Origin of the sequence: Streptomyces aureoversilis (genome assembly GCF_042657885.1) — a bacterium.
In the GTDB taxonomy this organism is placed as follows: Bacteria; Actinomycetota; Actinomycetes; order Streptomycetales; family Streptomycetaceae; genus Streptomyces; species Streptomyces aureoversilis.
This window is the reverse complement of record NZ_JBHSKJ010000032.1, coordinates 1-25706: the sequence shown is the minus strand read 5'-3', so window position 1 is coordinate 25706 and position 25706 is coordinate 1. Positions and strand designations below refer to the sequence as shown.

At 72.3% G+C, this 25706-nt stretch carries 22 protein-coding genes, 1 rRNA gene, 1 pseudogene and 1 riboswitch; of the genes and pseudogenes, 5 read left to right on the top strand and 19 right to left on the bottom strand.

What is annotated here, in order from left to right; all coding sequences use genetic code 11:
• Positions 1-14: 14 nt before the first annotated feature.
• Entirely contained in the window at positions 15-1346 is a 1332-nt protein-coding gene (locus ACFPP6_RS34610) for an aminotransferase class I/II-fold pyridoxal phosphate-dependent enzyme (protein ID WP_382050692.1), read from the bottom strand.
• A gap of 35 nt (positions 1347-1381) precedes the next feature.
• On the opposite strand from ACFPP6_RS34610, the gene ACFPP6_RS34605 reads away from it, so the two are divergent.
• Entirely contained in the window at positions 1382-2053 is a 672-nt protein-coding gene (locus ACFPP6_RS34605) for a pyridoxamine 5'-phosphate oxidase family protein (protein WP_382050690.1), read from the top strand.
• Here ACFPP6_RS34605 and ACFPP6_RS34600 read toward each other — a convergent pair.
• From ACFPP6_RS34600 to ACFPP6_RS34585, 4 genes are all read right to left on the bottom strand, one after another.
• Positions 2040-3038, bottom strand: coding sequence for a DMT family transporter (locus ACFPP6_RS34600; protein WP_382050754.1), 999 nt, complete (start codon positions 3036-3038; stop codon positions 2040-2042). The genes ACFPP6_RS34605 and ACFPP6_RS34600 overlap by 14 nt on opposite strands.
• A 265-nt stretch (positions 3039-3303) precedes the next feature.
• Positions 3304-4314: an EamA family transporter gene (locus ACFPP6_RS34595; protein ID WP_382050688.1), complete on the bottom strand. Its 1011-nt coding sequence runs from the start codon at positions 4312-4314 to the stop codon at positions 3304-3306.
• Positions 4315-4436: 122 nt separating this feature from the next.
• Positions 4437-4937 carry a Clp protease N-terminal domain-containing protein gene (locus ACFPP6_RS34590; RefSeq protein ID WP_382050686.1) on the bottom strand — a complete coding sequence of 167 codons (501 nt, stop codon included), beginning with the start codon at positions 4935-4937 and terminating at the stop codon, positions 4437-4439.
• Between the two features lie 214 nt (positions 4938-5151).
• Positions 5152-5751 (bottom strand): PadR family transcriptional regulator, encoded by a 600-nt coding sequence (locus ACFPP6_RS34585; protein ID WP_382050684.1) that lies wholly within the window; start codon positions 5749-5751, stop codon positions 5152-5154.
• Between the two features lie 203 nt (positions 5752-5954).
• Between ACFPP6_RS34585 and ACFPP6_RS34580 the strand changes: the two genes are divergently transcribed.
• Complete coding sequence (locus ACFPP6_RS34580; RefSeq protein WP_382050682.1) at positions 5955-6773, top strand: PhzF family phenazine biosynthesis protein; 819 nt, start codon at positions 5955-5957, stop codon at positions 6771-6773.
• A gap of 43 nt (positions 6774-6816) precedes the next feature.
• On the opposite strand, the gene ACFPP6_RS34575 is transcribed toward ACFPP6_RS34580, so the two are convergent.
• Together ACFPP6_RS34575 and ACFPP6_RS34570 are read right to left on the bottom strand one after the other, a co-directional pair.
• Positions 6817-7614 carry a CPBP family intramembrane glutamic endopeptidase gene (locus tag ACFPP6_RS34575; RefSeq protein WP_382050752.1) on the bottom strand — a complete coding sequence of 266 codons (798 nt, stop codon included), beginning with the start codon at positions 7612-7614 and terminating at the stop codon, positions 6817-6819.
• A gap of 164 nt (positions 7615-7778) precedes the next feature.
• Positions 7779-9281: a glutamate-cysteine ligase family protein gene (locus ACFPP6_RS34570; protein WP_382050680.1), complete on the bottom strand. Its 1503-nt coding sequence runs from the start codon at positions 9279-9281 to the stop codon at positions 7779-7781.
• Between the two features lie 517 nt (positions 9282-9798).
• Here ACFPP6_RS34570 and ACFPP6_RS34565 point away from each other — a divergent pair.
• The gene (locus ACFPP6_RS34565) at positions 9799-10386 is read left to right on the top strand and encodes a hypothetical protein (RefSeq protein WP_382050679.1); all 588 of its coding nucleotides are present in this window, start codon (positions 9799-9801) and stop codon (positions 10384-10386) included.
• A gap of 321 nt (positions 10387-10707) precedes the next feature.
• Positions 10708-10914 (top strand): DUF5999 family protein, encoded by a 207-nt coding sequence (locus ACFPP6_RS34560; RefSeq protein WP_058041342.1) that lies wholly within the window; start codon positions 10708-10710, stop codon positions 10912-10914.
• A 172-nt stretch (positions 10915-11086) separates the two neighbouring features.
• Here ACFPP6_RS34560 and gcvP read toward each other — a convergent pair whose 3' ends face one another.
• Complete coding sequence (gene gcvP, locus ACFPP6_RS34555; RefSeq protein ID WP_382050676.1) at positions 11087-13972, bottom strand: aminomethyl-transferring glycine dehydrogenase; 2886 nt, start codon at positions 13970-13972, stop codon at positions 11087-11089.
• Positions 13973-14159: 187 nt separating this feature from the next.
• Positions 14160-14270, bottom strand: a riboswitch (glycine riboswitch).
• An 87-nt stretch (positions 14271-14357) separates the two neighbouring features.
• Between gcvP and ACFPP6_RS34550 the strand changes: the two are divergent.
• Positions 14358-14492: pseudogene (locus ACFPP6_RS34550) on the top strand (PRC-barrel domain-containing protein); the annotation flags it as partial.
• Positions 14493-14671: 179 nt separating this feature from the next.
• Here ACFPP6_RS34550 and ACFPP6_RS34545 read toward each other — a convergent pair.
• The 11 genes from ACFPP6_RS34545 to rrf form a co-directional block, all read right to left on the bottom strand.
• Positions 14672-16444 (bottom strand): DNA polymerase IV, encoded by a 1773-nt coding sequence (locus tag ACFPP6_RS34545; RefSeq protein WP_382050674.1) that lies wholly within the window; start codon positions 16442-16444, stop codon positions 14672-14674.
• Between the two features lie 118 nt (positions 16445-16562).
• Entirely contained in the window at positions 16563-17168 is a 606-nt protein-coding gene (locus ACFPP6_RS34540; RefSeq protein WP_382050750.1) for a MerR family transcriptional regulator, read from the bottom strand.
• 187 nt (positions 17169-17355) lie between these two features.
• Positions 17356-17829, bottom strand: coding sequence for a bifunctional nuclease family protein (locus ACFPP6_RS34535; RefSeq protein ID WP_014058684.1), 474 nt, complete (start codon positions 17827-17829; stop codon positions 17356-17358).
• Between the two features lie 52 nt (positions 17830-17881).
• Entirely contained in the window at positions 17882-18691 is an 810-nt protein-coding gene (gene ftsR / locus ACFPP6_RS34530; RefSeq protein ID WP_382050671.1) for a transcriptional regulator FtsR, read from the bottom strand.
• Positions 18692-18733: 42 nt separating this feature from the next.
• Positions 18734-19597: an FHA domain-containing protein gene (locus tag ACFPP6_RS34525; protein ID WP_382050669.1), complete on the bottom strand. Its 864-nt coding sequence runs from the start codon at positions 19595-19597 to the stop codon at positions 18734-18736.
• Positions 19598-19703: 106 nt separating this feature from the next.
• Positions 19704-20582, bottom strand: a complete 879-nt coding sequence (locus tag ACFPP6_RS34520; protein ID WP_382050748.1) for a DUF881 domain-containing protein — start codon at positions 20580-20582, stop codon at positions 19704-19706.
• Between the two features lie 350 nt (positions 20583-20932).
• Positions 20933-21265, bottom strand: coding sequence for a small basic family protein (locus ACFPP6_RS34515; RefSeq protein ID WP_049715989.1), 333 nt, complete (start codon positions 21263-21265; stop codon positions 20933-20935).
• On the bottom strand, positions 21262-22185 hold the full coding sequence (locus ACFPP6_RS34510) for a DUF881 domain-containing protein (protein WP_382050666.1): 924 nt from the start codon (positions 22183-22185) through the stop codon (positions 21262-21264). Before ACFPP6_RS34510 ends, ACFPP6_RS34515 begins: the two co-directional genes overlap by 4 nt.
• A gap of 132 nt (positions 22186-22317) precedes the next feature.
• Positions 22318-24813 carry a sugar phosphate nucleotidyltransferase gene (locus ACFPP6_RS34505; protein WP_382050664.1) on the bottom strand — a complete coding sequence of 832 codons (2496 nt, stop codon included), beginning with the start codon at positions 24811-24813 and terminating at the stop codon, positions 22318-22320.
• Between the two features lie 84 nt (positions 24814-24897).
• Positions 24898-25488, bottom strand: a complete 591-nt coding sequence (locus tag ACFPP6_RS34500) for a CDP-alcohol phosphatidyltransferase family protein (RefSeq protein WP_058041334.1) — start codon at positions 25486-25488, stop codon at positions 24898-24900.
• A 137-nt stretch (positions 25489-25625) separates the two neighbouring features.
• A 5S ribosomal RNA gene (gene rrf, locus ACFPP6_RS34495) occupies positions 25626-25706 on the bottom strand; the annotation flags it as partial.

Genomic DNA, 25706 nt, shown 5'->3' with positions numbered 1-25706 from the left:
GAACGGCGGGGCCGTCAGTCGTAGCGCCCCGCCGCCGACGGGCGGGTCGCGGACGCCAGGGCGTCCGCGACCGTCTCTGTCTCGTCCACGGTCAGGCCCGAGACGGTCAGCCGCACCGCCGGCGGTGACGCGAGCCGGAACCGGGCCCCCGGCGCGACCGCCCACCCCGCGTGCAGCAGCCGCGCGACCGCCGCCGTCTCGTCGGGAACGGGCAGCCATACGTTCATCCCGCTGCGCCCGTGCGCCGCGATCCCCCGCTCGCGCAGGGCCCGGACGAGCGGATCCCGGCGGCGCCCGTACGCACCGGCGACCCGCGCCGCGTCCACCGCGCCGCTGCGCCACAGATGGACGACGGCGTCCTGCAGGATGTGGCTGACCCAGCCGGGGCCAAGCCGCTGGCGGCCGCGCACCCGGTCCACGGTGACGGCGTCGCCCGTGAGCACCGCGAGCCGCAGGTCCGGCCCGTACGCCTTGGCCACGGAGCGCACCACGACCCAGTGGCCGGTGCAGCCCGTCAGGGTGTTGAGCGGCAGATCGACGATCCCGTGGCCGTGGTCGTCCTCGATGAGCAGCGCCTGCGGATGGCCGGAGAGCACGGCGCGCAGCTCGCGCGCGCGGGCCTCGCCGACCACCGCCCCGGTGGGATTCTGCGCCCGGCCGGTGACCACGACGGCCCGCGCTCCCTGCCGCAGCACCCGGTCCGCGGCCTCCGGCAGCGGGCCGTCGTCGTCGACGGGCAGGGGAACGGGCCGCAGGCCGAGGGCCGGAACGAGGTCGAGGAGGCTGCCCCAGCCGGGGTCCTCGACCGCGACGGCGTCGCCGGGCCGCAGGTGCACGGCGAGCACGCGCTCGATGGCGTCGAGCGCTCCGGAGGTGACGGCGAGCGGCCCGCCGGGGACGCCGTCCGCGTCGAAGGCCGCTCTGGCGAACCGCTCCAGCTCGGTGTCGACGGCGGGGGCTCCGTACAGCGCGGGCGCTTGGGCGGCGCGCGCGGCGGCAGCGGCGAGCGCCTCGCCCAGCGGGGGCAGCAGCAAGGGATCGGGATTGCCCGCCGAGACGTCCCGGACGCCCTCGGGGGCCTCGACGTGGATGAGCTCGCGGGGCGTGCTGGCCGGGCGGTGGCGCACTCGGCTGCCGCGGCGCCCGGCCGTCTCGATCACCCCGCGCTCGCGCAGCGTGCGGTAGGCGGCGGCCACCGTATTGGGGTTGACCCCCAGCTCGACCGCCAATTCCCTCATAGGGGGCAGCAGTTCGCCCGGGGCGAGCTTGCCCGCGCCCACGGCGCGCTCCACGCTCGCGGAAATCTCTGCTGCGCGACGACCCTCGATCCGATACTCTCCTAGCACAAAACAGATTATGCACTAGTGCAATGGAGTTCGCAATGGCTGTTGCGCCGCCCGCCGCGTACGAGCAGACCGACCGGACCACCCCCACCCGCGTCCGCGAGCGCGCCTCGTACGACCGCGAGGTCGTGCACGCGATCCTCGACGCGGGCTACGTCTGCCACCTGGGCTTCGTGCGCGACGGGGCGCCGGTCGTCCTGCCGACGCTCTACGGGCGCATCGGCGAGCGCCTCTACGTGCACGGCTCGACGGGCTCGCGCCCCCTGCGCGGCGCGGGCCGGGCCGGCGACGCGGGCATGCCGGTCTGCGTGACCGTCACCCACGTCGACGCCCTCGTCCTCGCGCGCTCCGCCTTCCACCACTCCCTCAACTACCGCTCGGTCGTGGTGCACGGGACGGCCCGGCAGGTGACCGAGGAGCAGGAGAAGCGCGCGGCCCTCGACGCCCTGGTGGAGCAGGCCACGCCGGGCCGGTCGGCGGACTGCCGCCCGGCCTCGGCCAAGGAGCTCGCCGCCACGGCCGTGCTCCGCGTCGACCTCGCCGAGGTCTCCGCGAAGATCCGCACCGGGGGCGTCAACGACGAGATCGAGGACCTGCCGCTCCCCCACTGGAGCGGCATCGTCCCCGTGGCCCCCGCGTACGGCACGCCCATACCCGACGAGCACCTCGCTCCCGGCACCCCCGTGCCCGGCTACGTCACCGCTCTCTGACCGGAACCCCGAGCGGGTCACGGAGCGGGTCACCGAGCGGCTCCGCCGGTGCCGGGGCCGCCGGTCCGCGCGTCTCGGCGGCGGCCAGCGCCGCCACGGCGCACAGCAGCACCGCCGTCCCGAGCGCGGTCGCGGCCGTGAGGTGCTCGTCCAGCAGGGCCACGGCGATGACCGCCGCCGTCACCGGCTCCAGCAGGGTGATCACCGACACCGTGGTGGCCCGCACGACCACCAGGCCCGCGAAGAACAGCCCGTAGGCCAGCGCCGTCGGCACCGTCACGAGGTAGGCCCCCAGCGCCAGCGTGCGGCCCAGCTGCCGGTCCTGCGGCCACAGGCCCTCGGCGGCCGCCAGGGGCAGCAGGCACACCGTGCCGACCACGAAGGAGGACACGGTCGTGGTGAAGGGGTCCGTGGCCCGCTTCTCGCGCTCCAGGATGCGCGCGTGGACGGTCACGACGGCGTATCCGGCGGCGGAGAGCAGCGCGAGCGCCACCCCCGCGGGGCGCACCGTGCCCGTGCCGTCGTTGCCGAGCATCAGCACGGCGAGTCCGGCGCACGCGCCGCCGACGGCCGTGACGCCTCCGGCGCCGAGCCGTTCCCCCATGAGCAGCCGGCCGCCGAGGGCGACGAGGACGGGCGAGGCGCCCAGGGTGACCACGGTGCCGACGGCGATCCCGGTCGCCTCCACGGCCGCGAAGTAGGCCGTCTGGAAGACCGTCAGGCCGATGCCCGTGACGAGGACGCGTGCCGTTCTGCGCGGCCACGTCTCGTAGGGCCGGACGGCGCGGTCGCGCGTACGGGCGGCGCGGCGGCGCGTCAGGAACCGGGCGGCCAGCAGCAGGAGGAGGCCGCCCGCCGTGCGCCAGAAGGTCAGCGCAGCCGGGCCGAGGCCGCTGCTGTCCATCAGGAGGTCGGCGGTGGCGCCCGTGGTGCCCCACGAGGCGGCCGCGACGGCCACGTAGAGCAGACCGCGGCCGACGGACATGCCGTGCGCCGGGGCCTGCGAGGACGAGGGAGCCGGGTGGGCCGGCCGGGCCGGCAGGTGCTCGGGGCGCCCGGTGGCCGGGCAGGACGAAGGAGCGGAACGGGGCATGACTGTTCTCCCGCGGAAGACGTGAAGTGATCGCTGGTCCCTCGTGCGGGCAGCGGCGATCCGCCCGGGGGCTCCACCCCGGGCCCGGTCTTCCGGGTGCGGCCGCCCGCGCTAGGCGGCGGGAGGCGGCAGAACGGTCTTGTGCATGATCGTCACCCTAGGCCGGGCGGGTTCCGGCGGGCAACTCCCCCTGGCCACCGGCGTCCGCCGCGGAGTCCGCCGCCGCGCCCTCGCCCTGCGCCACGAGCATCGCGGCGGCCTTCTTGGGCGTGGAGGACTGGGCGATGAAGGCGCCCACCAGCACCAGGGCGCCGCCGGCGATCTGCGGCAGCGAGAGGTGCTCGCCGAGCAGCACCCAGGCCAGCACCGTGGCGACCACCGCCTCCAGGCAGGCGACCACCCCGGCCACCTGCGGCGAGAGCCTGCGCACGGCGAGCACGCCGGTGGCGTAGGCGGCCACCGTGGCGATCAGCACGACCCAGGCGAGGAGGAGGACGGCGGGCACCTCGGTCCCGCTGATCCCGGCGCTTCCGGCGAGGACGGACCAGTCCATGCCCCAGGGGCGCGCGACGACCGTGAGGACCAGGGCCCCGATCAGCAGCCCGTAGGCGATGACGCCGATGGGGTCGGCGGGCTCCTCGCCCTCGGTCCCGTGGTCGGACAGCACGAAGTAGCCGACCTGGCAGCAGGCGGCGCCGAGGGCCAGCGTCAGGCCCACGGCGTCGAAGCCCATGCCCGACCAGACTTCGACGACGCAGGCGAGTCCGGCGACGGCGAGCGCCACGCCCACGGCCGCGGCACGGCTCACCGGACGGCGCTGCACGAAGCGCACCCAGCCGAGCAGGAGCGCCGGGCCGAGGTACTCGACGAGCAGGGCCACGCCGACCGGGATCCGGGATATCGCGCCGAAGTAGCACGCCTGGACACCGGCGACGGCCAGCAGGCCGAAGCCGGCGAGGAGCGCGGGGCGGCGGGTGAGGAGGGCGCGGTGGCGCCAGGCGACCGGCAGCAGGACCAGGGCGGCACCGGCCGCCCGCAGCCACACCACGTGGAGCGGGTCGAGACCCGCCTGGATCAGCGGCTTGGCCGCGACACCGGAACCACCGAACGCGAGCGCGGAGACCAGGGCAAGACCCAGACCTGCGCTTCTCTCCTGAGAGGCATGCATCGGGTCATCATGCCAGCAGATGACAGGAGCGTCACCCCCGGACACTCCTGACAGGTTTCGGTCCCCGTCGCACCGACGGATCGCCGCGCCCCCCGGCGCAACTCATGCGGAACCCGCGGGGCTCACGAGGCGTCGAGCCGGGCGGCGAGCGCCTCCGTGTCCACTCCGGCCCGGCGCATGACCTCCGCCGCGCGGCACCGGTGGTCGAGGGCGAGCATCGCCAGGAGGTCCGTCCCTTCCGCCCGGGCGTCGCCCCGCGCACGGGCCCGGGTGAACGCGCCGTCCATGGCGGCGGCCGCCGCGGGCGACCAGCCGGGCGCCCGGCAACCGAGAAGGACGGGCAAGGAGCCGGAGTCCTCGACGGTGCCGCTCCAGCGCAGCCCGTAGCCGATGGTGCGCTGGACGAGGTAGCCGAGCAGCCGCACGGACCGGCCGGGGTTCCCGCCGTCCACGGCGCGGCACACCTCGGGGTCCGACTCCATCAGGGTGTGGAGCAGGTGGGCGGTGTCGGTCTGCCGGTCGCCGTCCCGCACGGCGCGCCTGCGGGCACCCGCGACCGCCGCGGCCAGTTCGGCGCTGAACAGGCTCTCCCGGGCGACGTCCGTCGCCCCCGTATCTCCCACGCGGCTTTGCACCCTCCCACCCCATCAGTCACGAACCGCCGGGTCATCCCCGTGGGGAAGCATTCGCGCATCCCACGGGGGTTGGGTACGGGCCGCCGTTTCCTCCTCCTTGAGGAGGACGGAAGCGGATTCGTTCTCAGGGGTGTTCCCGGCCGCCGGGCGTTCCCTGCGGGGCCGCGGGAGGGAACACCCCTGCCCCGTCCGCGCGGTCGGCTCAGCCCTCGTCGGCGAGGATGAGGTAGAGCTTCCTGCGCGATTCGTTGATCACGTCCAGGGCCTTCTGCCGCTGCTCGGGGGTGCCGGACTTCCAGACCTGCCCGAAGGCCTCCAGCAGCCCGGAACCCGCCTGCCGGGCCTCCTGCATCGCCTCCCAGTCGACGCCGCGGCCGGCGTCCTCCCAGGGGGCTTCGGGGCCGGCCTCGGCCTCGGCGCGACCCGCCTCGGTGAGGCTGAACAGCTTCTTGCCGCCCTCGCTCGCGCTCTCGATCAGACTCTCGTCCTCCAGCATCTGCAGCGTCGGATAGACCGACCCCGGGCTGGGCTTCCAGGCGCCGCCGCTGCGCTCGGCGATCTCCTGGATCATCTCGTAGCCGTGCATGGGGCGTTCCTTCAGCAGGGTCAGGATCGAGGCCCGCACGTCCCCCCGGCGCGCCCGCCCCCCGCGACCGCCCCGGCCGCGCCCCCACGGCCCGCCGAACGGAGGCCCCCCGAACCCGGGCGGGCCGAAGGGGCCGAAGGCCGCCCGCCGCCCGTCGAAGTCGCCCGGACCGTGATGGCCGGGCCCATGGTGCTCATGTCCACGAGAACGCCACATGGCGCTCCTCCCATCGTCGATCTGCCTGACGCCGATCACCAACAGTGTCGTTGATCGGTCGCATATCGGTCGCGACACGTCAACGATATATCGGTATCGAAGTCATGGCAATGCCCCTCCCACGCCCCGCCGGCGCCCCGGCCGGGCCACATTTCGTGAATTGGCTCTGGCCTGCGGGTTCTTCACGCCCGTAGCGTCCGGCCATGCGCATTCGAATCGTCGACGCCTTCACCGACCGACCCTTCGCCGGCAACCCGGCCGGGGTCGTCCTCTTCGACTCCGGGGAGTTCCCCGACGACGACCGGCTCCAGCGGATCGCCGCCGAGGTCAACCTCTCCGAGACCGCCTTCGCCCGCCCGCTCGCCGACGCCTCGCAGGGCGCGGACTGGGCGCTGCGCTGGTTCACGCCCCTCACCGAGGTCGACATGTGCGGCCACGCCACGCTCGCCACCGCGCACGTCCTGCACATCACGGGCGCCGCCACCGGCACCGTCCGCTTCGCCGCCCGCTGCGGCGTCCTCACCGCCACGGCGCACGAGGACGGTTCGATCACGCTGGACTTCCCGACCGCGCCGATCACCCCGGTCGCCCTCCCCGACGGGGTGACGGAGGCCCTGGGCGCCGAGGTCCTCAGCACCTACGACACCGGTCCGCACATCGGAGACCTGATGGTCGAGCTGGCCGACGAGAAGACCGTACGGTCCCTGGCACCCGACGTCCGCGCCCTCGGCCGGCACTCGCGCCGGGGCATCATCGCCACCGCCCCGGCCGAGGATCCCTCCCGCGGCTACGACTACGTCTCGCGCTGCTTCTTCCCGAACGTCGGCATCGACGAGGACCCCGTGACCGGCAGCGCGCACACCGCGCTCGCCCCCTTCTGGTCCGGGCGGCTGGGCCGCGACGACCTGACGGGCCTCCAGGCCTCCGCCCGGACCGGCCTGGTACGGACCGGCCTGCGCGGCGACCGCACGCTGCTGACCGGCTCCGCCGTCACCGTCATCGAGGGCGACCTGCTCGCGTAGGAAGGCGACCCGCTTACCCGAGCGGCCGGGAGCGGGAACGGCGTCAGGCCGTGGGCAGCCAGCCCACCTTGCCCGCGAGCAGCGCGTAGCCGACGAACGCCACGATGTCGATCAGCGCGTGCGCGGCCACCAGCGGCCCGACCCGCCCCCACCGCCGGTAGAGCAGGACGAAGACCACGCCCATCACCATGTTCCCGATGAACCCGCCGACGCCCTGATAGAGGTGGTACGAACCGCGCAGCACGGCGCTCGCCGCCAGCGCCGCCACCGGGGTCCAGCCCTGCTGCCCCAGGCGGCGCAGCAGGTACCCGACGACCACGACCTCCTCCAGCACCGCGTTCTGCACGGCGGAGGCCACGAGGACGGGGATCTTCCACCACACGTCGGGCAGCGACTCCGGCACCACCGTCAGGTTGAAGCCCGCGGCCCGGGCGCCGAGGTAGAACAGCAGGCCGGTGCCGCCGATGGCGGCCGCCACCCCGGTGCCGCGGGTCAGGTCGAAGCCGGGGCGGTCCCGGTCGAGACCGACCGCGCGCAGGCCCGGCGCGCCCTCGCGCAGCAGCAGGTGCGCCACCAGGAACACGGGCACCAGCGCCGTCGCGATGCCGAACACCTGCCAGGACAGGTCGAGCCAGGGGCGCCCGGGGGCGTGCGAGGCGTTGAGGTTGGCGGCCTGGTCCCTGAGCCCGCCCGGCCTGGTGAGCGCGCCGACGAAGCTGATCAGGGACGACACCGCGCTGGCCCCGAGCGACAGCGCCAGGACCAGGAGCGTCTCGCTGCGCAGGGTGCGGCGCCAGGTGGCCTCGCCGGGCGCGGGGCCGGTCCGGGCTCCGGGCAGGATGCCGTCCTCGCCCTGCGCGTTCTGCCGCACCTGTGCCTCCGCTTCCTCCCGCCCCGGCGGCGGGGCGACGCTCCGCCGGCCGCCGCCCGTACCGGCGGCCGCCGTCACAGCTTGCCCGACGCCCCGCGGCCGGTGGGCCAGGGGGTACGGGAGGGGAGGACGTGTCAGTCGCCGGGGCCGGCCGGCCAGGTGTGCACCGGCGCACCGGTGCGCATCAGCTCGCAGTAGCGCCGGGTGGTGACGGCCAGCGCCTTGTGCCGGTCCATGCCGTGCTCCAGCGCCCGGTGGTAGGCCGCGGCCTGCCAGGACGCCCCGTTGGTGCGGCTCCGGCAGCGGCCCTCGATGACCCCGAGGTAGCGGTCGCGGTCGGAGGGCTCCACGCCCCAGGCGTCCAGCCCGGCCGCCGCGAGCGGCAGCAGTTCCTCCTGGACGAGCCGGACGGCCGGCCTGCGTTCCAGCGTGCCCGCCCGGCCCGCCTTCGGCCAGCGCAGCCAGGCGTCGATGCCGTGCCGGCAGGCCGCGTCGAAGTTCTCCGCGGCGACGCGGAACGGCAGCCTGGTCCACACCGGCCGCGGCTCCTCGGCGAGCGCCCTGACCAGCCCGTAGTAGAAGGCGGTGTTGGCGATGACGTCGGTGACGGTGGGGCCGGCGGGCAGCACGCGGTTCTCCACCCGCAGGTGCGGTACGCCGTCGGCGACCCCGTAGACCGGCCGGTTCCAGCGGTAGACCGTCCCGTTGTGGAGCGTCAGCTCGTGCAGCATCGGCACGCCGCCCTCCTCCACGACGCGCACCGGCTCCTCGTCGTCGGAGATCGGCAGCACCGGCGGGAAGAAGCGCAGGTTCTCCTCGAACAGCTCATACGCGGAATCGATCCAGCGCTCCCCGAACCAGGTGCGCGGCCGCACCCCCTGAGCCGTGAGCTCGGGCGGGCGGGTGTCGGTGGACTGGACGAACAGCGGCGGACGGGACTCGCGCCACAGCTCCCGGCCGAAGAGGAAGGGGGAGTTGGCCCCGACGGCGATCTGCGCCGCCGCCACCGCCTGCGCGGAGTTCCACACGGCGGCGAACCGCCCGGGCGTCACCTGCAGGTGCAACTGCACGGACGTGCACGCGGCTTCGGGAGCGATCGACTCCGCGGTGCAGGTGAGCCGTTCGACGCCCTCGATGTCGATCGTGAAGTGCTCGCCCCGGGCGGCCACCACCTGCGCGTTCAGCATCGCGTAGCGCTCGTCCGCGGAGAGGTTCGCCGAGACCAGGTGACGGTCCTCCAGGGTCGGCAGAATACCGATCATCACGATCCCGGAATCGACCTCCATGGCCTTGCGGTCGGCATAGGAGAGAGTGGTCCGCAACTCCTCGGCAAGCTGGTCCAGCACGCTCCCGGACAGCCGGTGCGGAACAATATTCACTTCCAGGTTGAACCGGCCGAGTTCGGTCTGGAAATCACCGCTCGCGATACGCTCGAGCACTTCGGCGTTCACCATGCTCGGCATCCCGTCGGCCCCCGCGAGATTCAGCTCGATCTCCAGGCCCATGAGATTCCTGGGACGGTCGAAACGCTTCTCTTCCAGCAGTCTCCCCAGCGCTTCCAGGCACTGCCGGAGCTTTGCCCGGTGGCGCTGTCGGTCGGCGAGGTCGACGCCCCCGGCCACGGCCTTGTCCCCCATCGCAGGGTCCCTCCTCACGTGGGTCGTCGCGGCGCGGGCCGCTCGCGTCACGGTCGATGATGCCCAGCCAATGTGATCGATAACGCCCCGCCGGGACCACATACCCGCTACGCTCTCGGCAACGCATCCGGTGGCACATTCCGTCGGCATGATGGATCACCGCGCTTTGCCTATAGCGCAGGTGCGGCGCCGGTGATAGCGCTGGTGATAAACACCGACGAGATTCGGCCTACCCTGCCGGGGGCACAATACGAGGTGGCGTGCCCGCACTCGGCACAGAATCACCGAAATCACCCTCGGACGAGGCCCTGATATCCCCTTGCCGGAAATACCGGCGACAGCTAGCCGAAACACCATGTGAACACGTGTCGTATAAACTTCGGGGACGAGGCGGAGAGTAGGCGCCACGGCCCCGGCAGCCGGTAAGGTCCCGGCCCCCCTCTGACCCCGCACGCCGACAGCGTCGTCCGCACCCTGCCCAAGCACCACGTGTCTCCGAAGTGAGAGGCGACCCACCATGCCGCTGCATGTCCCCCCTGCCCCTGCGCCTGCCCTGCGCAGTGTTCTGAGCGCCCTCGGTTCCCCCTCCGCCGTCCGCGAGGCCCGTACTCCGTCCCTGAAGGCCGCGCAAGGGCCGCTGACCCCCGAACTCCCGCTGCCCGTCCACGTCCTGGAGCAGACGGCGGGCCGCGGCGGCGCACCGCGCAGCCGGCTCACCGGCTGGCGGTTCCCGATCCGCGGCTCCGAGCGCGTGGTGGCCGCGGGCGAGACGGTGCGGACCGCGGACGGCTGGGCGTTCTCGCACTTCTGCGAGGGCCCCTACCTCGTCTCCACGGAACGCGCACTGCGGCAGGCGGAGGCGCTTCCGACGCCGTACCAGCCCCGGCTGCTGTCCGTGCCCGGGCTCTACATGCTCACGCTCTGGCTGCACGGGGACATCGCCGCCGACCCCGCCTCGGGCCTGCCCGGCCCGGGTGACCTGCTCGTGCCGCTCGCACCGGCGCCCCCGGGTATCGCCGCGCACCGCCCGCACCGCTTCGCCGAGTTGATGCCGGTCCTCACGCTCCGCCTGACCCCCGCCCCGCTGCTGAAGACCCCCGCTTGAGGAGCCGCTCCGGCGGTCTGACACCCCCTCCCTTCCCCGGCGCCCCGCGGCCTTCCGCCGCGGGGCGCACACGTGTACTCACCCTCCCGGACTAGCCCACTCCGACCACCGGTAACCACCCGGCCGGACGGTCATGTTGGAAGCAACCGCCCGCATGGGTGATGCGTCTCCAACGAGTGAGGAGCGCTGCCGGGAAATCCCTGCGGAATCACGCCCGTGGGGCAACACTGGTATCGACCAACCGATTCGCCAACGGGGGGCGGCATGAACACCGAATCGAGCCGCAGGACAGCCACCACATCACAGCGAAAGAACCTTCCCATGTGCCAGCACCAGCCCACGTGCCCCTCAGCCGACTCCGCCGACCGGGAAGCCGCGCACCTCGTGGCGCACCACCCCGAGCAGGGCTGGAGTCTGCTGTGCAACGGAGTCCTGCACTTCGAGGACACCGGTGAGCTGCTGCCGGACGGCCAGATCATCGCGCCGCACCGGCCGCTGGACACGGGAAACGTGGTGACTGCCGCCTGAGCTCACGCACCACCGCGCTCAGCGCCAGAGCACCACGGCGCTCGCACACCGCACCACGGGAGCGCCGCACCACAGGAAACACCGCACCACCCGCACGCAAAGGGGCCGGCCCGGCGAAATCGCCGAACCGGCCCCGACTCGTGCCGGGCCTCGGCCGAGGCCCACGGCTGCGTCAGCCGTCGTAGTCCTCCAGCGGCGGGCAGGAGCACACGAGGTTGCGGTCGCCGTACGCACCGTCGACGCGGCGCACCGGCGGCCAGTACTTGTCGGCGGCCGAGACCCCGGCGGGGAAGACGGCCTCCTCACGGCTGTAGGGGTGCTCCCACTCGCCCGCCACGGACGCGGCGGTGTGCGGGGCGTTCCGCAGCGGGTTGTCGTCCTTGCTCCACTCCCCCGAGCCGACCTTCTCGATCTCGGCGCGGATCGCGATCATCGCCTCGCAGAAGCGGTCCAGCTCGGCGATGTCCTCGCTCTCCGTGGGCTCGATCATCAGGGTGCCGGCCACCGGGAAGGACATCGTCGGCGCGTGGAAGCCGTAGTCGATGAGCCGCTTGGCGACGTCGTCGACGCTCACCCCGGTCGCCTTGGTCAGCGGCCGCAGGTCGACGATGCACTCGTGGGCCACCAGGCCGTTGGGGCCGGTGTAGAGCACGGGGTAGTGCGGCTCCAGGCGCTTGGCGATGTAGTTGGCGCCGAGCACCGCCACCTGCGTGGCGCGCTTGAGGCCCTCGCCGCCCATCAGCCGGACGTACGCCCAGGAGATCGGCAGGATGCCGGCCGAGCCCCACGGCGCCGCGGAGATCGGGCCGACGCCCGTCGCCGGGCCGGCGGTGGGCTGCAGCGGGTGGTTGGGGAGGTACGGCGCGAGGTGCGCGCGGACGGCGACCGGGCCGACGCCGGGACCGCCGCCGCCGTGCGGGATGCAGAAGGTCTTGTGCAGGTTCAGGTGCGAGACGTCGCCGCCGAACTTGCCCGGCTCCGCCAGGCCCACCAGGGCGTTGAGGTTGGCGCCGTCCACGTAGACCTGGCCGCCCGCCTCGTGCACGGCCGCGCAGATGTCGGCGACGTGCTCCTCGAAGACGCCGTGCGTCGACGGGTAGGTGATCATCAGTACGGCCAGCTCGTCGCGGTACTGCTCGATCTTGGCGTGCAGGTCCTGGGCGTCGACCTCGCCGTCGTCCGCCGTCTTGACCACGACGACCTTCATGCCGGCCATCACGGCGCTGGCGGCGTTGGTGCCGTGCGCGGAGGACGGGATCAGACAGACGGTGCGCTGCTCGTCGCCGTTGGCGCGGTGGTAGGCGCGGACGGCCAGCAGGCCGGCGAGCTCGCCCTGGGACCCGGCGTTCGGCTGGATGGAGACCTTGTCGTAGCCGGTGACCGCGGCGAGCCGCTCCTCCAGCTCCGTGATGAGCGTGACGTAGCCCTCGGCCTGCTCGACCGGCGCGAAGGGGTGCAGCGCGCCGAACTCGGGCCAGGTGACCGGCTCCATCTCGGTCGTGGCGTTGAGCTTCATGGTGCACGAGCCGAGCGGGATCATGCCGCGGTCCAGGGCGTAGTCCCGGTCGGCGAGGCGGCGCAGGTAGCGCAGCATGGCCGTCTCGGAGCGGTGCTCGTGGAAGACCGGGTGCGTGAGGTAGTCGCCGGTGCGCAGGAGGGCCTCGGGGAGCGCCTCGGCGGCCACCGCGTCGAGCGCCTCGATGTCGCCGGCCACCCCGAACGCGGCCCAGACGGAGTCCAGGTGGGCGCGGGTGGTGGTCTCGTCGCAGGCGATGCCGACGTGGTCGGCGTCGGTCAGGCGCAGGTTGACACCGCGCTCGCGGGCGGCCTCGACGACCTCGGCGGCCCGGCCCGGGACGCGCGCGGTCAGGGTGTCGAAGTAGGCGCCGTGCACGAGCTCCACGCCCCCGGCACGCAGGCCCTCGGCGAGGATCGCGGCGTAGCGGTGGGTGCGGCGGCCGATGGCGGCCAGGCCCTCGGGGCCGTGGTAGACGGCGTACATGCCGGCCATGACGGCGAGGAGCACCTGGGCGGTGCAGATGTTGCTGGTGGCCTTCTCGCGGCGGATGTGCTGCTCGCGGGTCTGCAGGGCCAGGCGGTAGGCCTTGTTGCCGTCGGCGTCGACGGAGACGCCGACGAGGCGGCCGGGGAGGCTGCGGGCGAACTGCTCGCGCACGGCCATGAACCCGGCGTGCGGGCCGCCGAAGCCCATCGGGACGCCGAAGCGCTGGGTGGTGCCGACCGCGATGTCCGCGCCGAGCTCGCCGGGCGAGGTCAGCAGGGTCAGGGCGAGCAGGTCGGCGGCGACGGTGACGATCGCGCCGAGCTCGTGGGCGCGCTCGATGACCGGGCGGAGATCGCGCACGGCGCCGGAGGCACCGGGGTACTGCAGGAGGACGCCGAAGACACCGCGCTCGGCGATCTCGTCCGGGATGCCCGCGCTCAGGTCGGCGACGACGACCTCGACGCCCGTCGGCTCGGCGCGCGTCTCGATCACGGCGATCGTCTGCGGCAGCGTGTCGGCGTCGATGAGGAAGACGCCCTTCTTGACCTTGCCGACACGGCGGGACAGGGCCATGGCCTCGGCGGCCGCGGTGCCCTCGTCGAGGAGGGAGGCGCCGGAGGTGGGCAGCCCGGTGAGGTCGGCGACGACGGTCTGGAAGTTGAGCAGCGCCTCCAGGCGGCCCTGGGAGATCTCCGGCTGGTACGGCGTGTACGCCGTGTACCAGGCGGGGTTCTCCATGACGTTGCGCAGGATCACCGGCGGGGTGAACGTGCCGTGGTAGCCGAGGCCGATCATCGGGGCGAGGACCTGGTTGCGGTCGGCGAGCGTCCGCAGTTCGGCGAGGACCTCGGCCTCGCTGCGGGCCTCCGGCAGGGCCAGGGCGCCCACGCTCTTGATCACTTCCGGCACGGCGGCGGCAGTGAGCTCGTCCAGCGAACCGAAGCCGACCTGGGCCAGCATCTTGGCCTGGGCCTCGCCGTCGGGACCTATGTGGCGGCGCTCGAACGGGGTGTCCCGCTCCAGGTCGGAAAGGGCGATGCGGTGGGCAGTCATCTGCGGAGGCCTCCTGGTCGTTGCGACCTGCGAGGGGTACCACGGCGCGGGTACCCGGACGGCCTCCCCCTCTGTCATCTCAACCTGAGAGCTTCACCGGACCGCAGCGCACGGCCCGGCTTTCACCGTCGGTGAGGAAGGGCTTCGGCGCTTGACTGACCGGGCCCGCCCTGCTTTCCAGAGTGACCTCGTCCGTGCGGTACGGGTGCCTGAGAGATTCCGGGGAGGATTTGCTCCTTCGGCGCCTCCGTCGGCCCCACTGGGGTGGGCTTCCGGAGGACTCTCCCGCACGGATTCTGCGGCCATTCGCCAGCCTACCAGCGCGGCTTTCCCGGCGGATCTCCCGAGTGGCCGCTTCTCGCTTTGTGTTTTTACGTGGAGGGAGGTGCCGATACAGGGAGGAACCGTGCAGAGCGACATCGATCCCCGGAGCCTGATCGGACGGAAGGTCTTCGACCGCGACGGGGCGAAGATCGGCACGGTGGACGAGGTCTATCTCGACGACGCCACGGGGGAGCCGCTGTGGGCGGCCGTGCGCACCGGCTTCTTCCGGCGGGACGCCTTCATCCCCCTGGCGACCAGCGAGGTCTCCGGAGAGAGCATGCGCACGGCGTACGACCGGGCACTGATCAAGGAAGCCCCCGACTTCGGCGTCGGCCGCCACCTCTCCCCCGAACAGGAACTGCAGCTCTACCACCACTACCGACTGGACATCCCGGGCTCGGGCCGAGTGGCAGGCTCGGACCCGGGCCCGGGAACGGCATCCGCGCCGGAACCGGGATCGGGTCCGGGACCGGAATCCGGCCCGGGGCCGGGCCCGACCTCGAACCCGGGACCGCGGTCCGGCCCGGGAACGGGATCCGGATCGGGATCGGGACCGGAATCCGAGCCGGGCCCGAGCCCGGCATCAAACCCGGGACCGTGGTCCGGACCGGGACCAGGAACGGGATCCGGCTCGGGTCCGGAGCCGGACCCCGGGCCCGAGCCGGGCCCGGGATCGGGCCCGGCGTCCGCCGCCCCCCGCGGCCCCGGCCGGTCCCGGTCCGGCCCGTCCGTCGGCGGATCGGCAAGCTGATCCGCGCCCGGTGGCCGGCGTACGAGAGGGAGCGGCTCCCCCGGCTCCAGCGCGGGGTCATCGACGGCGAACGTCCGCACCCGGCCCGGCTCCGACCAGGGCTGTTCGAACCGCACGGTGACCCGGCCGACGCCGCTGCCCTGCACCCACCCCGCCCCGTACTCGGCATGCCGCACATCCAGCCCCGGCAGCCAGCGCCGCGGCTTCACCTCCGCGCCGGCCGTCTCCCCCTGCGCCTCTCCCGGCCCCTGCGGCGCCTCCGCCGCACAGGCCGCACCTGCCGCACCCATGGCGGCGGCCGCGGCGGCCGCGGCCGCCGCCTCGCTCGCGGCCTGCGCGAAGAGGTCCTCCTGGGTGTAGTCGGCGAGCCCGCTGACCCCGACGCCCAGCAGCCGGACCCCGGCCGTGGTGTCCACGCCGTCGATCAGCCGGGCCGCCGCCTCCTTGACCACGGCGGGGTCGTCCGTCGGGCCGCGCAGCGTCTCCGAGCGGGTCAGCGTCGAGAAGTCGTAGCTGCGCACCTTGATGACCACGGTCCGGCCGGAGCGGCCCGCGGCCCGCAGCCGCTGCACGCACCGCTCGGCGAGCCGGGAGATCTCCATCTGCACCCGCGACCGGTCGGTCAGGTCCTCCTCGAAGGTGTCCTCCACGGAGACGGACTTGGCATCCCGGTCGGCGACGACGGGACGGTCGTCGTGCCCGGTGGCCAGGGCGTACAGCCCGGCGCCGTGGGCCTTGCCCAGGAGCCGGACGAGCTCTGCCTCGCCCGCCTCGCCCGTCTCGGCGACGGTGGTGATGCCGGCCCGGCGCAGCGTCTCGGCGGTGGCCGGGCCGACGCCCGGGATGACGCGCACGGACATGGGGCCCAGCAGCTCCAGCTCGGTGCCCGGCTCGATGAGCACGAGGCCGTCGGGCTTGGCCTCCTCGGAGGCGATCTTCGCGAGCATCTTGGAGCCGGCGAGCCCCACCGAGCCGCTGAGGCCCGTGGCCGCGCGGATGTCGCGCCGCAGGCGCTCCCCCACGGCCCGCACGGCCGCCGAGGTGGGCTCGACGCCCCCGGCTTCCAGGTCCACGAACGCCTCGTCGAGACTCAGCGGCTCCACCAGCGGCGACAGCTCGCCGAGCAGGCCCATGACCACTTCGCTGATGTCGCGGTAGAGCGAGAACCGCGGGGTGAGGTAGGCGGCGTTGGGGCACAGCCTGCGGGCCTGGGCCGTGGCCATCGCGGAGCGGACGCCGAAGACCCTGGCCTCGTACGACGCGGTGGCCACCACACCGCGCGGGCCGATCCCGCCCACCACGACGGGCTTCCCGCGCAGGCTGGGCTTGGCCGCCTGCTCGGCCGAAGCGTAGAAAGCATCCATGTCGAGATGCAGGATGGTCGGCGCGCCTCTCACGACACCGATGCTGCCGCATACCACTGACAATCGCACGCACGTGCGACCGGCTGAACGTCCACGTACGCCCGGCCGGAGCCGTCCCGCACGGCGGGCCGCAGGCCTGCGGCGGCGACGGTCAGCCGACGCGGTTGCGGCGGCGGGCCAGCTCGTCGGAGGGGTTGGGGCGGATCAGCGTCTCGCCCGTGTCGACCCGCTCGCCGTGCAGCTGGGACAGCGCGCTCTCGACATCGCGCCACACGACGCCCACGGCGATCCCGAAGACGCCCTGCCCGCCCTGGAGGAGATCGACGACCTCGTCGGGCGAGGTGCACTCGTACACCGTGGCGCCGTCGCTCATCAGCGTCATCCGGGGCAGGTCGGCCATGCCGCGCGAGCGCAGGTGCTGGACGGCCGTGCGGATGTTCTGCAGGGACACCCCGGTGTCCAGCAACCGCTTCACGATCTTGAGGACCACCACGTCCCGGAAGCTGTAGAGCCGCTGGGTGCCGGAGCTGTGCGCGGGGCGCACGCTCGGCTCCACCAGACCCGTGCGCGCCCAGTAGTCGAGCTGGCGGTAGGTGATGCCCGCCGCTGCGCACGCCGTCGGTCCGCGGTAGCCGATCAGATCGGCCTCCGGGCCCCGCGGTGCGGTGACCTCCACCGGAGTGGCATGACGGGGTGCCGGTTCGACCGCTCCCCCGAACAGCGGATACGGACTGCCGACCGCCGTCCCGTCGCCCATGCTTCTCACGCCGACCTCCGTCCTTGACCTGCCCTCTCGACGGTAGGCAGTCACCCGGGGTGCGTCAACGATCGCCACACTCGGCACGCCGAGTGATAATCACCCAGAGAGTGGTTTTGCGTGCCTCTGTGCCGGGAAGGGCTAATCGGATGCGCTGCGGCAAGCCGTCACACAGCGCCCCGGCGGCTCACTGACTGCTGGTGCCGAAGTCCTCCGGCGAGATCTGGTCGAGGAACTCGCGGAACTTCTCGACCTCGTCCTCCTGCTCGTCCGGGATGGCGATCCCGGCGTCGTCCAGCACCCCGTCGCTGCCGTAGATCGGCGTGCCGGTGCGCAGGGCGAGCGCTATGGCGTCGGACGGCCGGGCGCTGACCTCCACGCCGCTGGCGAAGACAAGCTCCGCATAGAAGACACCCTCGCGCAGGTCCGTGATGCGGACCTCCGTGAGCTGCTGGCCGACCGCTTCCAGCACGTCCTTGAAAAGGTCGTGGGTCAGCGGACGGGCCGGGGCCATGCCCTGCTGGGCGAAGGCGATGGCCGTCGCCTCTCCCGGTCCGATCCAGATCGGGAGGTAGCGGTCGCCTCCCACTTCACGCAGGAGCACGATCGGCTGGTTGGAGGGCATTTCCACCCGGACACCCACGACATCGAGCTCGTTCACACAGCAACCCTAGGACGTGCCCGGCAGGTTTGGGTAGTCGGGCACTCGCCGGTCAGTGCGAGCCCGCGTGCAGGGCGGCCTGCACGAGCGCCGCGTGCAGGCGCACGGAGAGCGTGGCCAGCTCGCGCGTGGTGGCCTCGGCATGGGCCCTGGTCTGCGGATTACGGTGCCGCCGCAGTGGTGCGACCACCTGTTCGACCAGGCCGGCCTGACGGTCGGCGGCGGCCTTCATGGCGCGAAGGTGCCGTGGCTCCAGACCGAAACGGCCCAGGTCGGCGACGAGGCGCGCCACGGCGACCGCGTCGGCGTCGAATCCGCCGTCCGGGTGCGGAGTGACCAGCCCGTACGACTCCCACTCCACCAGCTCACTCTCCGTGACGCCGGTGGCACTCAGCATCTCCTCCCGGCCGATCCGGGCGGCCGGGGAGGGCACGGGCGCCCCGAGCTCACCGCCCGCGAGCACGGCGGCCTCGCCGATCACGGCGTCCGGACCGGCCTCCTGACCCTGGTCGGCCAGGAGGGCGGCGTCACGGGGCTTCGCGGGGGCGGGCAGCTGCGGAGCCTCGCCCCGGGCACGCGCCTCGAGGTGCTCCTTGATGACCCGCAGCGGAAGGTAGTGATCGCGCTGCATGCGCAGCACGCAGCCGAGCCGCTCCACGTCCTCCGTACTGAACTTGCGGTACCCGGACGGCGTGCGCTGCGGCTCCACCAGGCCCTCCGCCTCCAGGAAACGAATCTTGGAGATGGTGACCTCGGGGAACTCCTCACGCAGCAGGTTGAGCACCGTACCGATGCTCACCAGCCGTCCCTCCGCGCCGGCGGCACCGGGTGACCCGGTGCCACCTGACGGTGTTCGAAGCATGGCCCTTCCTAGCGTCCCCCCGGACGGAGCCCGGGGGGAAGGTCAGATGCCCCGCTGGCTGCCGTAGAAGACCAGCCGGTACTTGCCGATCTGGACCTCGTCGCCGCTGTTCAGGGGCACCGAGTCGATCCGCTCGCGGTTGACGTAGGTGCCGTTGAGGCTGCCGACGTCGGAAACGGTGAAGCTGCCGTCCTGGGCTCTGCGGAACTCCACGTGCCGGCGGGAGACCGTCACGTCGTCCAGGAAGATGTCGCTCTGCGGGTGCCGGCCCGCCGTGGTGATCTCGCCGTCCAGCAGGAAGCGACTGCCGGAGTTCGGGCCGCGCCGGACGACCAGCAGCGCCGAACCGAGCGGCAGGGCGTCGACGGCCGCCTGCGCCTCCGGAGAGAGCGACGGGATCGGCGTCTGACCCGTGGCCTCGGAGTCGTAGGCCTCGAGACCGGAGATCGAGATGGTCGACGTGGTCTCCGAGGCGCGCTCGGCCACGGCACCGGGCCTCAGCGGGGCACCGCAGTTGGAGCAGAACCGGCTCGCCTCGGCGTTCCGGTGGCCGCACCTCGTACATACCGGCAAGGCAGACCCTCCGTGCGCGCTCGAGGTCGCTGGTGCCCCGAAACCTATGCGCCCGGTGGCGGCAGGGTCAACAGCCGACCCGCCCGGAATGTCTCCTCCCGGAGCTCCGACCTGATCCCGGAACAGCGGACGCCCCTCCTGGGCGCCCTCCCGGCCCTCGCCGCCCTCCACCGGGCGCGACGCGCGGTGGCGGGCGCTGCCACCGTCCTGGCGTGCGCTCTTGCCGAACAACTTCGCAAACAACTTCACGGGCGATTCCCCTTGACCGAAACAGACCCGCCCGTGGGGCAGGACAAAACCTCGATGCACACACCGTCCGACCTGGACATCCATACAACGTCCGTGGTCAACAGACAGTTTCCACCACGCACCCTCGACTTGGTGCGCCGACCCCCCGCAACCTCATGGCCTCCCTCTGAAGCCCGCATGACCGCCCGCCTCACTGCGATGACGACCGAGCGTAGTCAGGCCGCTTCGCCGGGCGCAAGGCGTCCACAATGATCTTCTCAGACCGCCGGACCGTGACGCCCGCCTGCTCCTTCTCCAGCGTCTGCACGACACCTCCGGGGATGTTGAGCGCGGGCTCCAGATCCTGCGGCTTGCCGATCACCTTGAAGCGGTAAGGCTGCGAGACCTTCTTGCCATCGATCTCCACCTTCCCCGCCGCGCCCGAAAAATAGGTGTCGGCCGCGATCCGTACGTCATTGATCTGGATGGCCTCCGCACCCGCGGCCCTCAGCTCCTGGAGGGTGTCCAGCAGCTTGTCGGACTCGACGGCGTTCCTGGGGTCGCTCACCGTGAGCTCGATGCCCGGTCCCTGCGCCCCCACCGTGCCCGCCAGGACCGCCAGCTGCTGCTCCTTCTGCGCGGTCTGCTTACGGGCCTCCGCGGCCTGGTTGGAGCTGCTCTCGAGCTCGGTGCGCTGGTTCTCCAGCCGCCGCTTCTCGTCCTCCAGCCGCTTCGTGCGGTTGTCCAGCTCGTCCAGGATCCGTACGAGATCCTCCTGCCGGGCGCCGCGCAGCGCGCTGTTGTCGCTGGTCGACCGGACCTGGATGGCCAGGCCCAGGCCGAGGACGCACAGCAGCACCGCGACGGTGAGCTGTGCCCGCGTCAGCCGCGGCGGCCAGAAGGCCTTGGCCAGGCGCTGACGGCCCGTCACGGGCTCGGCGGGGGCACCGGCCCCGGGGGCGGCGGCGGAGGCCGCAGCGGCCCCCTCGGGCCCGGGCTCCGGCTCGGAGACCGCTTCGGGCCCCGGCTCGGGCGCCGGCTTCCCTTCGGCCTTCCCTTCGGCTCCGGACCCGGCTTCGGGCCCGGGCACGGCTCCCCTTCCGGGAGCCGGCTCGCCTTCCGGAGCAGGCCCCGGACCGGACTTGACGGACTTTTCCGGCTTCCCCGGCTCTCCAGCCTTGCCAGGCTTGTCAGTCTTGCGACCGCTATCAGCCTTACCCGCCTTGGCGGTCTTGCCTGCCTTGCCGGTCTTGTCGCCCTCTGCGGTCGGAATGCCGGGCTCGGCGGGCTCGCCGGCCCTACCGGGCTTGCCGGGCTCGCCGGCCTTGCCGTCCGTAGCCGGCTTCGCCGGCTCCCCGGCCGGAACGTCCTTCTTCTCCGGCTCCCCCGCGGAACCGGACCCCGGCTCGTCGGGCATGTTGTCGTCGGTGCTCATCGGCCTCACGCCCGGAAGACGTGCCGGCGGATCGCGGCCGCGTTGGAGAAGATGCGGATGCCCAGGACGACCACGACGCCGGTCGACAGCTGGGCCCCCACGCCGAGCTTGTCGCCCAGGAAGACGATCAGCGCCGCCACGACCACGTTCGACAGGAAGGACACGACGAACACCTTGTCGTCGAAGATCCCGTCCAGCATCGCCCGGAGGCCGCCGAACACCGCGTCGAGCGCCGCCACGACGGCGATGGGAAGGTAGGGCTCGACCGCCGTCGGCACCACAGGACGGACGACCAGTCCGACCACGACTCCCACGACGAGGCCCAATACGGCGATCACGATGTGCCCTTCCCTGTGTCGGTGGCGCGGCCGGCCGCGCCACCCCCCTGCGGCTGTGCGATACGTACGATCAGGCTCGGTGCGGCGGGCAGCCGGACGTCTCCCTGAGCGGAAATGCTGTAGCGGACCCCGTAACTCTGCTGCAGAACACGCAGATACTGCCCGTCGACGCTGCGCTGGAAGGCATTCGCCAACTGCTGTCCGTCACCGACCGCCAGCACCGTGTACGGCGGCACCAGCGGTTTGTTGTCCACCAGTATGGCGTCACCCGCGGCCCTGATCGCCGACAGCGCCGTCAGCCGCTGCCCGTTGACCGCGACGGCCTCCGCCCCGGACTGCCACAGGCCGTTGACGATGCGCTGCATGTCACGGTCGCGCACCCGGCCCGTATCGGCGAAACCGGTGCTCTCGCGCGGACCGCCGCCACCGCCCTGCTTCGTCTGCTTGGCGTCGTCCACGACGAGCTTGACCCCGGGCCCCTGTACGGCGGTCGCGCCCGCGAGCAGCGACACCAGGTCGGCCTTGCCGCCGCCGTGCTCCTCCAGGACGTCACGCTGCTTGGTGCCGACGGCGTTCCGCAGGGTGTCGACGTTCTTCTGCAGCGCGTCGGCCGCCGCGGTCTCCCGCTCGATGCGGTCGATGAGCTGCTGGCGCTCCTTGGCCAGCGTCGGTGCCGATATCTGCGCCTGCGCCGCCCCCAGCGTCACCACCACCGCGGCGAGCAGCAGGGCCGCGGCGAGGCCCAGCTTCGCACGCAGCGGGCTCGGCAGCTTGCTGCCGCCCTCCTCCTTGCGCCTGGCCGCCGCCTCCGCGTAACCGTCGTCGAGGCTGTGGTCCATCACGTTGGTCAGCAGCGACATGGAGGCATCGGGGCGCGGAGCAGGCGGGACCGTGCTCCGAACGGGGGGCTGCTGCGACATGCCGCACATCGTCGCACGTCGGGGGCGTCGTCTCCCAATGGCCCCACCGGCGCGCCGGACGCGGGATCACTCCGGCACCGGTGCCGGTTCCAAGGAGACGACGCCCGCCGGGTCCTGACCCGGCGTCCGCGGTCAGCGCCCGGCGCCGTCCACGACCGCCGACCACTCGTCGAGCAGGGCCTGCGCCGAGGAGTCGTCCGGCCCCTCGGCCCACAGGTGGGTCACCGCCTCCGCCGGGTCGGGCAGCACCATGACCCAGCGCCCGTCGGCCTCGACCACCCGTACGCCGTCCGTGGTGTCCACGTGCCGGTCCCCGGCCGCCTCGACCACGGACCGCATCACGAGCCCCTTGACCGCCCACGGTGTCGCGAGGTCACGGCGGAGCACGTGGGCACGCGGGATGCGTGCGTCTATCTGGCTGAGCGTGAGCTGAGTGCGCGCCACCAGACCGATGAGACGGACGAATGCGGCAGTCCCGTCGAAAACGCTGGTGGACTCCGGCACGATGAAGCCGCCGCGCCCGTCCCCGCCGAAGATCGTGGTGTCCGCGCGGCCGACCCTGGTCAGGTCGTCGGGCGAGGTCGTCGTCCACTCGACCTGGGTGCCGTGGTACGCCGCCACCTGCTCGGCGATGCGCGTAGTGGTCACCGGCAGCGCCACCTTGCCGCTGCGCCGCTCGGCGGCCACCAGGTCGAGCAGAACGAGCAGGGCCCGGTCGTCCTCCACGATCCGGCCGCGCTCGTCGACGAGGGAGATCCGCTCGCCCACCGGGTCGAACCGCACGCCGAACGCGGCGCGCGCCGAGGCCACGATCTCCCCGAGCCGGACGAGGCCGGAGCGGCGGTCGTCCGCGGTCTCGGTGGGACGGGACTCGTCGAGCCCGGGGTTGATGGTGAACGCCTCCACCCCGAGCCGGCCGAGCAGGCTGGGCAGGACGAGGCCGGCGCTGCCGTGCGCGGCGTCCACCACGACCTTCAGCCCCGCCTCGGCGACCCCGCTGGTGTCCACGGACCGCAGCAGCGAGCCCGCGTAGGAGTCGTAGACGCTGGAGGGGAAGGAGAGGTCGCCGATCTCCCCGGGGAAGGCCCTCCGGTATTCCTGCCGGGCGTAGACGCGATCGAGCTTGCGCTGCCCGGCCTGGGAGAGGTCGGCGCCGCGCTCGTCGAAGAACATGATGTCCACGGAGTCGGGCACGCCCGGCGTCGTCCGGATCATGATGCCGCCGGCGCTGCCGCGCGCCGTCTGCTGGCGCGCCACCGGCAGCGGGACGTTCTCCAGGTCGCGGACGTCTATGGCGCTGGCCTGCAGAGCGGAGATCACGGCGCGCTTGAGCGCTCGCGCACCGCGGGAGTGGTCACGGGCCGTGGTGACGGTCGAGCCCTTCTTCAGCGTCGTGGCGTACGCGCCGGCGAGCCGTACCGCGAGCTCGGGCGTGATCTCCACGTTGAGGACGCCGGACACTCCGCGCGCGCCGAAGAGATGGGCCTGGCCCCGGGACTCCCAGATCACCGAGGTGTTGACGAACGCACCCGCCTCGATGGTCTTGAAAGGATAGACCCGGACGTTGCCCTGAATAATCGATTCCTCACCGACGAGGCACTCGTCGCCGATGACCGCGCCGTCCTCGATCCTGGCGGCGCGCATGATGTCGGTGTTCTTGCCGATGACGCAGCCGCGCAGGTTGCTCTGCTGGCCGATGTAGACGTTGTCGTGGACGACGGCCTTGTGCAGAAAGGCTCCGCTCTTGACGACGACGTTGGAGCCGACGACGGTGTGCTCGCGGATCTCGGCGCCGGCTTCGACCTTGGCGTAGTCGCCGATGTAGAGCGGGCCGCGGAGGGTGGCGTCGGGGTGGACCTCGGCGCCTTCGGCGACCCAGACGCCCGGGGAGATCTCGAAACCGTCTATGTCGACGTCGACTCTGCTCTCGAGGACGTCGGCCTGGGCCTTGACGTAGCTCTCGTGGGTGCCGACGTCCTCCCAGTAGCCCTCGGCGATATAGCCGTAGACCGGCTTGCCCTCCTTCATCAGCTGCGGGAAGACATCGCCGGACCAGTCGACGGGGACGTCGGCCTCGACGTAGTCGAAGACCTCGGGCTCCATGACGTAGATGCCCGTGTTCACCGTGTCGGAGAAGACCTGGCCCCAGGTGGGCTTCTCCAGGAAGCGGTCCACCTTGCCGTTCTCGTCGACGATGGTGATGCCGAATTCGAGGGGATTGGGAACACGGGTGAGGCAGACGGTGACCAGTGCGCCCTTCTCCTTGTGGAAACGGATCAGGTCGGTGAGGTCGAAATCGGTGAGGGCGTCTCCGGAGATCACCAGGAAGGCATCGTCCTTGAGCGCCTCCTCGGCGTTCTTGACGCTGCCCGCGGTGCCGAGTGGCTTTTCCTCATTGGCGTAGGTGAGCTCCATGCCGAGCTCCTCGCCGTCCCCGAAGTAGTTCCTGACGAGGGAGGCGAGGAACTGCACCGTCACCACGGTCTCGGTGAGCCCGTGCCGTTTGAGCAGTCGCAGCACATGCTCCATGATCGGCCGGTTGGCGACCGGCAGGAGCGGCTTGGGCATGCTCGAGGTCATGGGGCGAAGGCGCGTGCCTTCGCCGCCGGCCATCACGACGGCCTTCATGTCGGAAGCGTCCTCCTTGGGAGACGACGGTCAGCCGACTTCACGCCGGGGATGGCCGGAGTAGGGCCGGAGTCTGCGGCGAGATCAGTCGGCCGTGGCGTCCGCCTTGACCAGGCGGCGGACCTGGACCACATAGAGGATCCCTGCCCACCAATAGAGGGTTGTACCCCATCCGGCGAACGCCCATCCGAAAATCGCGGCAAGTGACGGCAACCAGCCCTCACCGTCACTGAGAAGCAGCAACGGGAACGCGTACATCAGGTTGAAGGTCGCGGCCTTGCCGAGGAAGTTCACCTGCGGCGGCGGATAGCCGTGGCGCCTCAGAATCCACACCATGACCAGCAGCATCGCCTCGCGGGCGATCAGGGCGGCGGTCATCCAGAGCGGAAGGATCTCACGCCACGTCAGACCGAAGAGCGTGGAGAGGATGTAGAGCCGGTCGGCGGCCGGGTCGAGCAGCCGGCCGAGGCTGCTGATCTGGTTCCAGCGCCGGGCGAGCTTTCCGTCGAGGTAGTCGCTGACGCCGCTGAGGGCCAGGACGAGCAGCGCCCACCCGTCGTGCTTCTGAAGAATCAGCCACAGGAAGAGAGGGACGCCGACCAGACGCGCCATGCTGAGGATGTTCGGGATGGTGAGGACGCGGTCGGTCTGGACTCGCGTCTCCTGGACCTCCACCCGGGGGCCTCCTGTGGGAAATATGCGAACGATACCCCCCGACCTTACCCTTCGGCACGACCGGCCCGCGGGGAGGGTGGTCCCGGAAATGCGAAAAAGCCCCGGTGGTAACCCACCAGGGCTTTTTCTCAAAAATTGTTCGGCGGCGTCCTACTCTCCCACACGGTCCCCCATGCAGTACCATCGGCGCTGAAAGGCTTAGCTTCCGGGTTCGGAAT